The organism is Dehalococcoidia bacterium (genome assembly GCA_003597995.1).
Lineage (GTDB): Bacteria > Chloroflexota > Dehalococcoidia > Dehalococcoidales > UBA1222 > SURF-27.
Genome location: QZJY01000020.1, coordinates 21,063 through 35,253, shown reverse-complemented (window position 1 = coordinate 35,253; position 14,191 = coordinate 21,063). Strand labels below are relative to the sequence as shown.

The following is a 14,191-nucleotide window of genomic DNA, read 5'->3' as shown; positions in this document are numbered from 1 at the left end:
ATGCCCTGCTCGTAGAGCTCCCAGCATAGAGTTATTAAAGTGGCGTTTTGCATGTCCATGATTTTACATGGACTGTCGGATTTCTACGGAAACATACCGGCCCATGATTTCAGTCAAGGATGGCGAGCTGGTACCCTCGGGTCAGGTGCGCAGCCGGTCCAAAGGCAAGGAGAAACTGCTGGAGTTCGCCAACGGCCTCAAGGGCGTAGAAGACCTGGCGGTCATACACAGCACCACGCCGGATGAAGCCCAGGAAATGGCGAACAGCATTACCTCATTCCCCAAAGAGCGCATCCATGTTCAACGCGTGGGGCCGGCGCTGGCAACGCACGCCGGGCCGGGAGTGCTGGGGATAGCTGTGAGAACCAGGAGCTAGCAACCTTCCTTAAGGTTTTTCAGGCACGGCTTGGGAAGCGTTTGCCGAACCTTGTTGGTTTAGGAAAGGTTCCAAATTCCATAAAATCAACGTTTTATCAGCCGAAGCACTGATGGCTCGTCTGGAATTACTATGTAAACTCACCGCGCAGACTTCAGCTGAGTGTCCATTGAAAGTGTGAATGGCTTCGCCTGTTTCTATATTCCAGAGTTTCAATGTCTTGTCCCAGGAGCCGCTGATAGCGAACTTGCTATCTTTATTCATGCATACAGCTTCGACTTTATCCGAGTGACCTTTAAAAGTCCGCATAACGTTTCCAGTTTCCACATCCCACAAGATCAACGTATTGTCCCATGAGCCACTGACAGCCAATTTGCCGTCACTGCTTATACTCAGGCCACGGACTTTTTCCGAGTGTCCCTTGAAAGCGCGAATTATTTCCCCTGTTTGCACATCCCAGAGTATCAGTGTCGTATCCTCAGAAGCGCTAATTGCCTGCTTGCCATCAGTAGTAAACCTCACCGCCCATACATCTCTTGTGTGTCCGCTGAAAGTTCTGATTTGCTTTCCGCTTTCCACATCCCAGAGGCTCAGTGATTTGTTGAATGCGCCGCACATAGCAAGTTTCCCATCAATGCTCAAGCTCACTGCCCAGACCCAGCCTAAGTATCCTTCAAAGGTACGGATAGCTTCGCCTGTTTCCACATCCCATAGAATAATCTTCCCATCTCCCGCCCCGCTTAATGCACGCTTCCCATCACTATTTACATCCACCGTGTGGACTTTATCCAAGTGCCCTTTAAAGGTGCGGATGGCTTCGCCTGTTTCCACATCCCATAAGATCAAAATATTGTCCCATGAGCCGCTGATGGCACGTTTCCCATCGCAGCAAAAACTTACGGCGCTGATTCTGTCCGAGTGCCCTTTTAAGGTTCTTATCATTGATGCGTCGGTTTCCATTGTTAAATACTCCATCGCACATATAAATTCAAGGTTTAATTATAAAAATAAGCTGGACGGGGATGTCAAACGTACCTATGCGTAGAAAAACAGGAAATTAAGGGTTTAGACAATATCGCAATTGTATATTATGACTTGGCTATTCCTAACTCAAAAAAGCTAATTCGATTTCTTCAATTCTCTATTTTCCTAAGATACAAGGGACAATACCGTTCCATTTTATGCGGCCAGAGGTCGGCGACAATCCCGAAGCATCTTCAGCTTTTCGGGAAGTCGCTCACTTCGTAAATTCAAGTATCAAACCATGATGACAAATGTCACAGACGACACCTTTCAAATCCAATAAAGTGGTGCATGACAGCATAATCACCGAATGCACAGCTGAATATTTGGGGGGAAAATAAGTAAGCGATGATCAAAACAATTAAAAAGATATCCATGCCTTTTGTGTTAGCCATAGTAGCTCTGTCAACACTGCTAGCAGGCTGCAGCCAGAGCGCCGTGTTCAATCCTCAACCTTATGTGCCACCCGAATACTACAGTTGTGTACCAATTGAACCCGATGACCTGTTAAGAGAATATTTTGGCGATCACGCGGAATTCCGCTGGCTTAATGTAAATGCCCAGTACAATGACGTTGTTTTTATCTTTAAAAATATACTCGTCGATGAACGTATGTTCACCGGATTGGACAAGGGCTTTATCTGGGTAGACCAAATCCAGTGCTACCTGATGAACCTCAGTAGCATGGACGACTTCAAACCGGGGGACAAAATCGATGTGGTGGGAAAGAATGCCGGGCCCGCATCACGTTACATTCCAGGACTTACTTTCAACAATTGCGTGGTAGCACCTGCCGGGCAGTTAGCTTTACCCGCTGATATTGATGCCTCTTCCACTTTCGCGCCGTCCTACTAGACATGAAAGAGTGGCTGCACCCGATAAACACCTAACAGAAAAGGAGTCCCGATTTCATCGGGACTCCTTTTAATTTTCACAGAGATGTAGAGAGAGCTATATCTCCGGCCCGTCTTTCGGCATCTCCGCACCGCCGTCCAGCCCCGATTCCATCTCCTCTTTGAGCTTGTCGTAGAGCCTGGCGGCGCGTGGGTAGCCTATCCCCAGCTTCCTCTGTAAATAAGACGCCGAAATCTGGTCATGTTCGCCCGCCAGTTGACGCACGGTGTCCATAAGCGGGTCCACTGGCTGGCTCTCTTTCTTCATCACAGGAGGAGCGGAGGCAATTTCCGTCACGTTGAGCGGCGCCACGTCCTGCTTCTTCTGGCTGTTCCAGAAATAGACCAGGCGTTCCACCTCTGCGTCGGAAACGTAGCATCCCTGAAGCCTCTTGGGCTTGGCCGCCTCGGTGGGGGCATAAAGCATGTCCCCGCGTCCCAGCAGCTTCTCGGCGCCCACCATGTCGAGGATGGTGCGCGAGTCCACCTGCGATGTGACGGCAAAGCTGATGCGCGTGGGGAAGTTGGCCTTGATTAGACCGGTAATGACGTCCACCGAAGGGCGCTGCGTGGCCACTACCAGGTGAATACCCACGGCGCGCGCCAGCTGGGCCAGGCGGCACAGGATGTGCTCCACCTCGTCGAAGCCGGCCATCATCAGGTCGGCCAGTTCGTCGATGACGAGGATAAGGTAAGGCATTTTCTCGGGGCCGGTTTTACCCTTGTTGTAGCCGTCGATATTGCGCGAACCCGTAGCCGCCAGCTTCTTGTAGCGGTTATCCATCTCCATATTGAGCCAGCGCATGGTGCTGAGAGCTTTGTCGGTATCCACGATGACCGGCGCCGCCAGGTGCGGCAGGCTGTTGAAGGGTGTAAGCTCCACGCGCTTGGGGTCTATCATAATGAGCTTGGTGTCATAGGGCGTGTTGCCCATCAATATGCAGCAAATGATGGCATTGAGGCACACCGTCTTGCCCGAACCGGTGGCCCCGGCAATCAGTATGTGCGGCATCTTGGCCAGGTCGTCGGCCACCGCTTCGCCGCCGGCGCCTTTGCCCAGCGCCATGGCCAGCTTGGTCTTGGTGAGGAGTTTTTGAAAACTGTTGGTCTCTATGATGCCGCGCAGGCTGACGGTGCTGTAGACCTTGTTGGGCACCTCGATACCGACGATGGGTTTGCCCGGTACGGGAGCCTCAATGCGGATGGTGGGAGCGGAGAGAGCCAGCGCCAGGTTGTTGGAAAGGGCGGTGATGCGTTCCACCTTGACGCGCGTACGCGAGGCCTCTTCGTCGCGGGCGGTAACATTGCCGTCCTTGTCTTTTTCCTGCACTCGTCTGGTTTTGATATCCCAGCCGGGCTCCACGCCGAACTGTGTCACGGTAGGGCCGACGTTTATCTCGATGACCTTACCGATGACGCCATAGCTCGCCAGGGCGTCTTCGATGACTTTGGCGCGCTGGCGGTTATCGGACTCGCTGAATTCTATCTCCTGGGCTTTGTCCAGAATATCTATGGGCGGCAGCTTCCAGCCGTCGATGACAACCACCCTGGAGGACTCGCCGTACTTGCGCCATACATCCAGCGCCACCTGCTGGGCCGGCTGCCTCGGAGCGGCGGTAGAGGTCTCTAATTCAGGCTTTTTGGGCGGCTCTTTAACCGCTTTCTCAGCGGACCCGCCGAATGAAGGCAGGCCGATCCTGCGTTGCGGGGGTGTAACGCCATCCTTGAGAGGAACTCGTGCTATGGATTCAGTGGCGGAGAGGCGCTCGGACTCTGTCAGTGAAGCAACGCCTTTCGTACCTGATGCAGGCATGCCGGTGGGCCGCGGCTTCGGCGCGGGCATGCGGAACAGTCCCACCAGCCCCCCGACGATATTCTTAAAGACGCGCCAGCTGATAGCCGGAAGCAGGAGAATGAATGCCAGCAATACCAGGCCGAGAATCTTGAACACGCCCAACACAACATCATCGCCAGCGATGTTAGAGCCTACGCTGCCTCCCAGGTCAAAAAACCCCAGTATGCCCCAGATTGCGAAAAGCAATATCAACGCGCCCGCCCAGCGGTACCAGTAATTCAGCGTCCAGCGTTTAGCAAACGGCACCAGTTGTTCGCGGAAAAGCACGCTCACCGCTACGATTAAAGCCATCAGGATGAGTATCAGACCCCACCCTAACGCTCCATAAGTGCCCGTAATGAGATTGTTAATAAATTCAGAGATTCTGTCCCACTGCCAGGCGAACAGGGCGATAAAGGCCGCCAGCAGAATGAGACGCCATGTCCAGATGGAGGTAAACAGCCGCCTCAACGGACCCGGACCGCCTCCGCTCCGATTGACCTTGGGAGCTCTAGCCTTCTGAGGCCGCGCTTTGGGCCTGGAGGAATGTTTTTCCGCTTTTTTGGCCGCGTGGTTGTTGGCCATACTCTTCCTCTACACCTGCACCTGCACCGGTAGTATCATGGGGCGGCGCTTGGTCTTGTCGTAGAAATACTTGTCGAGGGCATTTTTGACCTCGTTGTCGATAAAACCCCTGTCCGAAGTGTGCGTCCGGCCATGGTTCAACACCTCCGCCACCAGGTCGCGCCCGCCGTCGAGCATGTCTTTGGATTCGATGACATCCACGAAGCCGCGCGAGACAATATCGGGACGGGTGACCAGCTTGCCGGTCTGCTTGTTGATAGCGATGATGACCACCACGATGCCGTCGCGTGACAGCATGCGGCGGTTGCGCAGGATGACTCCGTCCACGTCCCCCACGGAGAGGCCGTCCACGTAAACATTGCCGGAGCTTACCTTGTGACCGGTTTTACCGCCGGTGGCATCCAGTTCCAGCACGTCGCCGTCCTCCAGCACAAAGGTGTGGTCGGCAGGAATACCTACCGACTGCGCCAGCTTGGCATGCAGGCTGAGGTGGCGGTATTCGCCATGCACGGGAACGAAATATTTGGGTTTGGTGAGGCTCATCATCAGCTTGAGCTCTTCCTGGCTGGCATGGCCATGAACGTGCGCCTGGGTACGGCTGCCGTAAAACACCTGGGCTCCCTGCTTGAAGAGATTGTCCACGGTGCGGTTGACCAGCGACTCATTGCCCGGTATGGGCGAGGCGGAGATGATTACGGTGTCTCCGGGAACAATGCTGATATGCTGGTTGGCACGGCTGGCGATACGCACCAGCCCGGAAGTGGGCTCTCCCTGGCTGCCGGTGGTGAGAATCACAACCTTTTCGCGAGGGGTGCGGGATAGCTCGTCGATATGCCCCATGACGCCCGGCGGGAGCTTGAGGTAGCCCAGGTCGCTGGCTATGCGCACGTTGTCCGTCATGCTGCGTCCCACCACGAAGACACGGCGGTTGTGTTTGGCAGCGGCATCTATTATCTGCTGCATGCGCGAGATAAGGGAGGCGAATGTGGTCACCAGCACGCGGCCAGGAGCATTGGCGATGATAGTATCAAGTGCTTCGCTGACCACTTTTTCGGAAGGAGTGTAACCCGGCAGCTCGGAGTAGGTCGAGTCGGACATGAGCAGCAGCACGCCCTGCGACCCCACCTGCGCCAGGCGGGAGAGGTCGGTGGGCTGCCCGTTTACCGGCGTGTAGTCCAGCTTGAAATCACCTGTATGCACGATGGTGCCGGCGGGAGTGCGCACGATGAGTCCCACCGCGTCTGGGATGCTGTGGCACACGGGGAAGAACTCCACCGCGAAATGATGCCCCAGAGTGAAATGCCCTCCCGGGGCAATCACATTGATCTTGGTCTGCGCCAGAACTTTTCTTTCTTTGAGCTTGCCGGAAATGAGGCCTTTGGCCAGTTTGGTGCAGTAGATGGGCACGTTAAGCTGCGGCAGCACGTAGGGCAGCGCTCCGATGTGGTCCTCGTGGGCGTGGGTAATGACGATGCCGCGCACCTTTTTCTGGTGCTCCACCAGGTAGCTGACATCGGGGATAACCAAGTCGATGCCCATCATTTCTTCGTCGGGGAACATCAGTCCGCAGTCGACGACCATTATGTCCTCGCCGTATTCGATGGCCATCATGTTCTTACCTATTTCCCCCAGGCCACCCAGGGGAATGATCTTGAGTTTTTCTTTTGGCATGAGCTTTTTTCCTTTATAACAGCTTGAGTTGCTGCGTTTCTCCCTTTTGGCTCATCTGAGCCTTATTTTCTCCGGTTTCTTTTTTCAATCCGGCCAGCAGGCCGGGTATTTTCAGCATGTCGGACTGGATGACGCCGCGCAAGCTACCCTGGTGCAGCGCCGCCGCCGGATGGTACATGGCGAAATAGAGCATGCCATCCTTCTTCACGGCCATGCCGTGTATCTGGCTGATGGTCTTACCCGGCAGAAAGAGAGCCATGGAGTAGCGCCCCAGCGTGACTATCATCTTCGGCTTGATGATTTCAAGCTGCTTGTCCAGCCACGGGCGGCAGTTGATAATCTCCTGCGGCAGCGGGTCGCGGTTGTCCGGCGGGCGCGTCTTGATGACATTGGTAATGTACACCTGCTCGCGCTTGAGGTCGATGGATTTCAGGAGCTGGTCCAGGAACTGGCCGGCTGAACCGACGAATGGTCGCCCCTGCTGGTCCTCGTGCCAGCCCGGAGCCTCGCCGATGAACATGATCTCGGCGTTCTCCGCCCCTTCTCCGGGCACCGCGTTAGTCCGCGATTTCGATATTTCACACTTGTGGCAGGAGCGTACGGCTTGATAAAGCTCAGTTAGAGCCGACATATCATAGTTGGCAGGGCTGGAATTGATGTCTGCACCTCTTGAATCATGATAACACGGGCTATATGTCAAGTCAATTTGAGTTAGCTTTAACCAAGGCTAAGCCAGTTTGAGTCTCCAGCAACTTCACGGAGAAAAAATTAACAGTGTGAGCAATATCACAGATAAGTTTTTTGAAGCATGTTAAATTAACACCTGAACAGAGGAGAGTTGAAATGAACGTCCGCTATTCAATGGTAGTAGAGGGCTACCTGACAAAAAATGGCGTATAACCAGTTTGTCCGACCCCGAAAATCACTATTCGGTGAAGGCCAGGAATCAGTATTTACCACAAGGAGGTCAAACATGGCTGATATGTTGAAGAGAGAAGCGAAAAAGGCGATACTCAAGGACATTATCCTCAAGTTACATGAGGGTCTGTCGGTCACGGAAGCCAAACAGCGGTTCGAACAGGAAGCGGGCAATATCAGCTCGTCTGAAATCGCGGAACTCGAGCAATCTCTCATTGACGAGGGACTTTCCACGGAAGAGATTAAGAAGTTCTGCAATGTCCACGCCCTTATCTTCCAGTCAGCCCTGGAAAAGGAGGCCGTCAAAGAAACTTCGCCGGCGCACCCGGTCTACCTTTTCAAGCTGGAAAACCGCGAAATAGAAAAACTGGTTGATGCCCTGAAAAAGACGGCTGAAAAAAAGGATAGCTCCGGCTTTCCCCGCGTTAAGGCGCAACTTAAAGAAGTCTTGCTCAAACTCAGGGGGGTGGAAACCCACTATGAACGCAAAGAGCAGCTCCTCTTCCCGTTCCTTGAGAAAAAGGGCTTCATGGGCCCTTCAAAAGTGATGTGGGGGAAAGACAATGAAATCAGGGGATTGCTGAAAGCGGCATCGGCTGAACTCGATGGCATTAAGGGGCACGATGAGCTATCCGCTTATCTTGAGAAAAGACTGAACCCGTTCATCGACGAAGTCCTGGGCATGGTATTCAAGGAAGAGAATATTCTCTTCCCCGCTTCGCTCGAAAAGCTCGATGCCGGTGATTGGGTGGAAATACTTCGGGAGAGTGATGGCATCGGCTATGTTTTCATTGAAAAACCGGCGGAAACGACCGAACTTATCAGGCATCTGGAGTCAACGCTCCTCGAAGAGACACTAATCCGTGATGAGGCTATCAATATGCCCACGGGTTCAATCAAGCTTGCAGAGTTGCTACCTATATTGAATACACTTCCGCTGGACGTGACTTTCATCGATAAGGATGATACGCTGCGTTACTTCTCAGACAGCAAGGAACGCATTTTCCTGCGCACCAAGGCAGTTCTGGGAAGGAAGGTGCAGAACTGCCATCCGCCGCAGAGCGTGGAGAAGGTGGAAAAGATTTTATCCGCTTTCAAACAGGGAAAGCGGGACTCTTATGAATTCTGGATCACCTTCCATGACCGGTTGATTTACATCCGCTACTTCGCTGTGCGGGACAGCCAGGGGAACTACCTGGGAACACTTGAAGTCACTCAAGACATCACTGGAATCAAGCAATTAGAGGGGGAGAGGAGGTTGCTGGATGAAAGAGATTGATTTGACCAGGAGTGTCTACGAACTCACAGAGGCTTTCCCGGAACTCATCAGCGTTCTCAAAGAATTGGGGTTTGCGGGTGTGACTTACCCGGTTGTCAGGAACACTCTTGGCAAAATTATGACAATACCTCAGGGTTGCCAGAAGCAGGGGAAAAACCTCGATGATGTGGTGAGAAAACTCGAGGAAAATAGGTTTGTTGTGAAATCACCGCAGGCTCTTTTCTCCAGAATATAGGCAACACATCTTATTTTTCTCCAATAAATATGGGGATGGGGGCTGGATTCCATCCCTGGTAGCTACCATTTTTTATCTACCTCTATTTTAACCAGTTGACCTTCGGGTAAGCGTTTCAATACCCTCCACATCTTTCGTTCCCTCTGACATGGACATCGCTCTTCTAAAGGTAAATATGCCGCAGAGATCTAGATAATCAGCTTTCATTATGCCACTGCCAAAGGCAGCCTGACGCCACTGTCAATCAACGGAATAAGACACTATTGGATATGGAAGCATCTGCTCATGGGCGTTCAGCCTTTCTTTTCTCCAACTTAACCGAGTTGTGGTAGAATAATCGGAATGTTCAGCAGAGACATGTCTATAGAGCAATGATAAATGTCTAAATCATTTTCGATTCTCATCCCCACCTATAACGAGCATGACAACATCGCCCTGCTCCTGGAGCGCATTGCCGGTGCCATTACCGGTAATGACTACGAAGTGGTCTTCGTTGACGACGACAGCCGCGACGGCACCCCGGAACTGATAAAGGCACTTTCCTCCAAATACCCGGCGAGGGTTGTCGTGCGTAAGGATAAAAAAGGCCTGGCTTCAGCAGTGGTTGATGGCTTCGGCATGGTATCCTTCGACACCGTGGTGGTGATGGATGCCGACCTGCAGCACCCGCCTGAGGTTATCCCTGCACTTATCGAGGCAATACGCGCTGGGGCAGACATCGCCGTGGCCAGCAGGTATGTTCCGGGCGGAGGAACCGCCGGCTGGAGTAAAACACGGCAGCTAATCTCCAATGGGGCCATCATGCTGGCTCATATCCTTCTGCCGCAGAGCCGTAAGGTAAAAGACCCTATGTCAGGTTTCTTCGCCTTCAAAAAGAGCGTTATATCCGGGGTTACGCTGGCGCCTATAGGTTACAAGGTACTGCTGGAGATGCTGGTGATGGGTACGGCCGGCAAAGTCGCCGAAGTGCCCTTCATGTTCCAGCCCCGCGAGAAGGGCAAGAGCAAGCTGGATGTGAAACAGGAAATCGAGTATCTAAAGCACATCTTCAGCCTGATGCAGAGAAGCGGGGAACTTGTCCGCTTCCTGAAATTTTGCCTCGTCGGGGGAAGCGGCGTATTAGTGAACGAAGGATTGCTCTGGCTATTAACGGATAAAGTCGGGCTTTTTTTCATGTTGTCCTCGGCCATTGCCATCGAAACGTCCATCATCACCAATTTCGTCCTCAATCACTGGTTCACTTTTGCCGACCTTAAAGGAAACGGTGTAAAATCCTATTTGACCAAGCTGGGACAGTTCAACCTTGTGAGCCTGGTAGCCGTAGGCATAAACCTGGGTCTGTTATGGCTTTTCAAGACAGAGTTCGGGGTATATTATCTGATAGCCAACCTGATCGGCATAGCCGTCTCGATGTTGTGGAATTACATAGCCAATAACCTGTGGACATGGAAAAGATAAAAATCGGCTTCAAGCAGCTCATCCGCTGGCAGTATTTCCCCCTGCTGGTACTGCTTCTGGTGGTGCTGGGGCTGCACCTGGCCACCATCACCCGCCCCAACGAGCCCCTTTTCGACGAGCAACACTATGTGCCCGACGCCCGACGTATCGTCACAGGGGAAGGCACCTTGCGCGTGGAGCACCCGCCCCTGGCCAAGCTTATCATCGCCGGCGGCATCGAGATTTTCGGCGACAACCCCTGGGGCTGGCGCATGCCGGCCGTCTTGCTAAGCACTATCGCCCTGATAGCCTTTTACGACATCTGCCGCAAGCTGGGTACATCCCACAAGACGGCTTTCCTGGCCACACTGTTGCTTGGAACGGAAAACCTCATGTTCATCCACAGCGGCATGACCATGCTGGATATATTTGAGGTAGCTTTTGCCATATTCGCCTTCTGGTTCTATCTCAAGGGCTCGCGCTGGTGGTGGGCGGCAGCCGTCTCCGTGGCACTGGCCGGGCTTTCCAAGTTCAGCGGCATCCTGGCCATCATTCCCATCGGCCTGCACTGGATGATTATCGGTTACAAACACGACATGGGGAATACGGTTCAACAGGTATCGTCACAAGTTCCAGTCGTTGCCCAGTCGCCGTCTCAAGCACCAGTTGTCGAGCAGTTACCGCCTCAAGCCCCGGTTGTGGAACAATCAGCGTCTCAAATCACGATTGTTGAGCAGTCAACGCCCGTTCTTGAAAGCGTCTCGGCAAGTGCAGAAACAGTAATCAATTCTCCTTCCGATACCGCCCAGGTTGTGCCTAGCCAGGCTGAGCCGGCGAAAAAACGCGGTTTCTGGGCTACCTACTCCAGCCCCATCGTATTCATTCTGTCCATGGCTCTGGCGCCTATCGCCTTTTTCCTGCTTTACAGCGTTTTCGAAATGGTCATCTGGACCAAGTGGATTCCTTTCGTTGTCTGGGGGCACTGGGACCAGGGCATCGTGGGCGATATCAAGAACGCTCTGACACAGACCGGCAGCATCAAATTCAGCTACGACGGGGCTTTCCCCGCCCGCCCCTGGGAGTGGATACTTTCCCCTACCGGCTCGTTCTATTTTTACGGCTGGCTGTTCCACCCGGAAAATTACAAAAATATCATGCTGCCCTACTGGTACACGCCCAGCTATACCGGCATGCTCAGCCCATCGCTCTGGCTCAGTGGCCTAGCCGTCATCCCCTACGCCGTCGTTAAGTCCTTCATACGGAGGAACAACCCGGAGAAGAACGCCGCTATCTTTGTCGTCTGCTGGATAATCGGCACCTGGCTGGTGTGGGTGCCGCTTTTCCTGGCCACCAACCGCATTACCTACATGTTCTACTACCTGCCGACCATCGGGGCCATCGCCATAGGCACAGCTCTCATCCTGGCCGGCTTTCTCAAGAGGATAGAGAAACGCACCGGCGGCTTCCGCAAGCGCTTCATGCAGCTTGGCGTGACCTCGTTCCTGCTGGTCCACTTATTATCATTCAGCATCCTTTCACCGCTGCACCTGTGGATTTCCATACCCGTCAGTGCAATGTTGCTTCTCTTCGCTCTGAATTATCTGGGCTTCGGCTGGCGCTTTACCATCCAGTTTTATGTAGCTGCCGCCATTGCCACACTGATAATGCGTTTCGTCCTCTACTGGCCGCTTAAAGGCTGGCTGGTGACGGGCAACGCTCCCTGGGGACTGCCGGAGGTATCTTTTCTCTGGGTGGTCAGCGCCGTGATAGGACTAGCCATCACCTGGATACTTTTTGCCATTATCCATCTTGCTGTAAACCGCATCATCAGGGACAACGCGCTCCCGCCGCAGGATGCAGCTAACCCATCTCCGACAGACACAATCCAGCCTTGATTATTATCCCTCCGTGCCGGGACAGGTTCTAACCTGCTTCATGCTCGTCTGCACCGAGTCTCAGAACCCCTCTATCAATTTTTCTCTGGACTTTAGATTATTTTTCTCTGGCTCTGTTCGGAATTCGTGGAAAGAGCCAAGACGGGGGTAATTTAGGTATGAAAAGTAACCTTTCAAAATCAGAGTTAATAGATGGAATAAGGACTAAAACAAAGAGGGCAAAACCCATAGTCAGGGCAGACTTATTAAGAGGTTTAGACAATAAGCCCAAAGCAACTCTTGAAAGGATTTATGGGTCTATTCGAGTAGATAAAGATGGGACGGGGATTAGATATTCAAAATGAGGGGGTGAAAAGTGATGGAAAACACATTGACTAAAGCGGAATTAATTCACGGGATAAAAGACAAGACTAAAAAAGCCAAGCCATTCGTTAGGGCTACACTATTAAAGGGTTTGAAATACAAAACACGGGCAGAGTTAGAACGAATCTACAAATCCGCCCGTGTTTCTAGCGATGGTTTAGATATTAGAGTGGGCTAAAACCAATTATTCTTTTTGGGAGAGCGTTGTGTATAGCGAGGTTTTCTGCCCGTTTTGCCCTGATATTTTGAGCTATGAGAGGCTTCCAAAGATATGCCACTATCAAAAAGATTAGCTTCATGGACACGAAAAAACCTGGCGGTAGGATATTTGTTATCACGCAGATGCGACTGTAGTCTATTGCGGCAACCACCACTTCCGCAATCACTGCCGCCAATGTCTATTATCCGTTTATCTTTATTCGCCAACTCATATGAGCCACGACTACCATCTAGCTTATTCACATTATCTTTTGTGAATTTTGACCATTTTTTAGGAATTGGCATATTAACTAACCTCCTTAAATCTACATTGACAATCGGAATAAATAGCTTTAGGATACAGATAAGGGACAAGTGGGGGCTACGGGAATCGAACCCGCATTATCGGTGTTAAAGACAGATGTCCTGACCTTTAGACCAAGCCCCCTTGCCGAATGGGTAAGAGCAGGTAATTAGTAGTTATCTGCTCTTACGTCTATTTAGAGAGATTGCCGTTATCATCGGCATCCGTGCAACCTCTATGACTGGTGCTCTTTTCACTCGCTTTTTCATCACCCCCTTTTTCTTTTTTGTTAGCCCGTATCTAGTGGGTGTTCCCATATCTACCGATGGGCGTGTAAGCCGTTGCCATTCTGGAAGTCGTGCCAACAATTCGCCAGTATCATAATTAAGGTTAGTTCCTCTTGATTGCACGACTACATCACGCCAGTTTTGCATTGTGGATTTGATGCCCGCTTTTTCGGCGGGCGTTTTGTTCTCTAGGCTTTCATGAGGTCTAAAGAAGTTGTAATAGACTAACCAGCCGTCAAGAATCATCGAAGCACCTTCAGGCGTTTTTAAGCCACGCATGACTTTTGTTCGGCTCTTTAATGAGCCGTGAAAACGCTCTAACAAGTTTGTATTTGGCTGGACTATGAAGCCTTTAGTCTGTATATGCTCTGTATCCCCACCTAATGCCGATTCAGCCCCTTCAACATATGCGCCTAGTTTATCTGTTATCAATTTCTTTGGTTGCTTGCCAGCACGCTTTACAGCCATTTCGATAAGATTTTTCGCATGTTGGCTGGTGCGATTGTATGTAAGTTGTGATGCTAATAAAAAACGGGTCTTTACATCGATACAATCCCAGAAAAATGCCTTGACCCCATTTAAATCAATGACTGTTTCATCAGCAAGCCAAACATCCCCGACATTTGGTTTATATGTGTCGGTTGCCCCTTTTGCTTCGGTGCTAAACCGCTTAATCCAGTCGTAAATCGTGCTGTCTGAAGGCTTGTTGTTGTGCTCTTGGTCTAGGTGCAAGCGTATTTCGTCTATGCTCATGCCAGAGTAATACATATTCAAGGATGATGAAACTTGTGGGATTGGGGTATGCATACCAGGCAAGGCATCATTATCGGCAAACTTACGCTGACAGGTTTTGCACCAAAAATACTGAATCCCACCTTCAAGGGTTCTCATGC

Annotated in this window: 13 protein-coding genes; 7 read left to right on the top strand and 6 right to left on the bottom strand. The window is 51.8% G+C overall.

The genetic code is table 11. The features are described from left to right. Positions 1-67: 67 nt before the first annotated feature. The gene (locus tag C4542_03200) at positions 68-376 is read left to right on the top strand and encodes a hypothetical protein (protein RJO62602.1); all 309 of its coding nucleotides are present in this window, start codon (positions 68-70) and stop codon (positions 374-376) included. Positions 377-385: 9 nt separating this feature from the next. On the opposite strand, the gene C4542_03195 is transcribed toward C4542_03200, so the two are convergent. Beyond that, positions 386-1,351, bottom strand: coding sequence for a WD40 repeat domain-containing protein (locus tag C4542_03195; GenBank protein ID RJO62601.1), 966 nt, complete (start codon positions 1,349-1,351; stop codon positions 386-388). A gap of 396 nt (positions 1,352-1,747) precedes the next feature. Between C4542_03195 and C4542_03190 the strand changes: the two genes are divergently transcribed. Beyond that, a complete protein-coding gene (locus tag C4542_03190; GenBank protein RJO62600.1) occupies positions 1,748-2,254 on the top strand; it encodes a hypothetical protein in 507 nt (168 codons plus the stop codon). A gap of 96 nt (positions 2,255-2,350) precedes the next feature. Here C4542_03190 and C4542_03185 read toward each other — a convergent pair whose 3' ends face one another. From C4542_03185 to C4542_03175, 3 genes are read right to left on the bottom strand one after another with little or no spacing between them, the layout of a single operon-like run. Then, positions 2,351-4,711, bottom strand: a complete 2,361-nt coding sequence (locus C4542_03185) for a DNA translocase FtsK (GenBank protein RJO62599.1) — start codon at positions 4,709-4,711, stop codon at positions 2,351-2,353. Positions 4,712-4,720: 9 nt separating this feature from the next. After that, positions 4,721-6,382, bottom strand: a complete 1,662-nt coding sequence (locus C4542_03180; protein ID RJO62598.1) for a ribonuclease J — start codon at positions 6,380-6,382, stop codon at positions 4,721-4,723. Positions 6,383-6,395: 13 nt separating this feature from the next. Then, positions 6,396-7,013 carry a uracil-DNA glycosylase gene (locus C4542_03175; GenBank protein ID RJO62597.1) on the bottom strand — a complete coding sequence of 206 codons (618 nt, stop codon included), beginning with the start codon at positions 7,011-7,013 and terminating at the stop codon, positions 6,396-6,398. Between the two features lie 258 nt (positions 7,014-7,271). On the opposite strand from C4542_03175, the gene C4542_03170 reads away from it, so the two are divergent. From C4542_03170 to C4542_03150, 5 genes are all read left to right on the top strand, one after another. Beyond that, complete coding sequence (locus C4542_03170; protein RJO62596.1) at positions 7,272-8,579, top strand: DUF438 domain-containing protein; 1,308 nt, start codon at positions 7,272-7,274, stop codon at positions 8,577-8,579. Continuing rightward, positions 8,566-8,814, top strand: coding sequence for a DUF1858 domain-containing protein (locus C4542_03165; GenBank protein ID RJO62595.1), 249 nt, complete (start codon positions 8,566-8,568; stop codon positions 8,812-8,814). Before C4542_03170 ends, C4542_03165 begins: the two co-directional genes overlap by 14 nt. A gap of 378 nt (positions 8,815-9,192) precedes the next feature. Continuing rightward, positions 9,193-10,272: a glycosyltransferase family 2 protein gene (locus C4542_03160; protein ID RJO62594.1), complete on the top strand. Its 1,080-nt coding sequence runs from the start codon at positions 9,193-9,195 to the stop codon at positions 10,270-10,272. Next, positions 10,260-12,146, top strand: a complete 1,887-nt coding sequence (locus C4542_03155) for a phospholipid carrier-dependent glycosyltransferase (GenBank protein RJO62593.1) — start codon at positions 10,260-10,262, stop codon at positions 12,144-12,146. The genes C4542_03160 and C4542_03155 overlap by 13 nt, the downstream gene beginning before the upstream one ends. A 358-nt stretch (positions 12,147-12,504) precedes the next feature. Continuing rightward, positions 12,505-12,687: a hypothetical protein gene (locus C4542_03150; GenBank protein ID RJO62592.1), complete on the top strand. Its 183-nt coding sequence runs from the start codon at positions 12,505-12,507 to the stop codon at positions 12,685-12,687. Here the strand turns inward: C4542_03150 and C4542_03145 are convergent. Together C4542_03145 and C4542_03140 are read right to left on the bottom strand one after the other, a co-directional pair. After that, positions 12,674-12,904, bottom strand: coding sequence for a hypothetical protein (locus C4542_03145; GenBank protein ID RJO62591.1), 231 nt, complete (start codon positions 12,902-12,904; stop codon positions 12,674-12,676). The two genes, C4542_03150 and C4542_03145, sit on opposite strands and share 14 nt — an antisense overlap. 283 nt (positions 12,905-13,187) lie before the next feature. Beyond that, positions 13,188-14,189 (bottom strand): DDE domain-containing protein, encoded by a 1,002-nt coding sequence (locus tag C4542_03140; GenBank protein ID RJO62590.1) that lies wholly within the window; start codon positions 14,187-14,189, stop codon positions 13,188-13,190. Positions 14,190-14,191 lie beyond the last annotated feature (2 nt).

Coding starts and splice junctions, on each gene's coding strand:
- C4542_03200 (RJO62602.1), top strand. CDS start 68: ATGGACTGTCGGATTTCTACGGAAACATACCGGCCCATGATTTCAGTC.
- C4542_03195 (RJO62601.1), bottom strand. CDS start 1,351: ATGGAGTATTTAACAATGGAAACCGACGCATCAATGATAAGAACCTTA.
- C4542_03190 (RJO62600.1), top strand. CDS start 1,748: ATGATCAAAACAATTAAAAAGATATCCATGCCTTTTGTGTTAGCCATA.
- C4542_03185 (RJO62599.1), bottom strand. CDS start 4,711: ATGGCCAACAACCACGCGGCCAAAAAAGCGGAAAAACATTCCTCCAGG.
- C4542_03180 (RJO62598.1), bottom strand. CDS start 6,382: ATGCCAAAAGAAAAACTCAAGATCATTCCCCTGGGTGGCCTGGGGGAA.
- C4542_03175 (RJO62597.1), bottom strand. CDS start 7,013: ATGTCGGCTCTAACTGAGCTTTATCAAGCCGTACGCTCCTGCCACAAG.
- C4542_03170 (RJO62596.1), top strand. CDS start 7,272: ATGGCGTATAACCAGTTTGTCCGACCCCGAAAATCACTATTCGGTGAA.
- C4542_03165 (RJO62595.1), top strand. CDS start 8,566: ATGAAAGAGATTGATTTGACCAGGAGTGTCTACGAACTCACAGAGGCT.
- C4542_03160 (RJO62594.1), top strand. CDS start 9,193: ATGTCTAAATCATTTTCGATTCTCATCCCCACCTATAACGAGCATGAC.
- C4542_03155 (RJO62593.1), top strand. CDS start 10,260: ATGGAAAAGATAAAAATCGGCTTCAAGCAGCTCATCCGCTGGCAGTAT.
- C4542_03150 (RJO62592.1), top strand. CDS start 12,505: ATGGAAAACACATTGACTAAAGCGGAATTAATTCACGGGATAAAAGAC.
- C4542_03140 (RJO62590.1), bottom strand. CDS start 14,189: ATGAGAACCCTTGAAGGTGGGATTCAGTATTTTTGGTGCAAAACCTGT.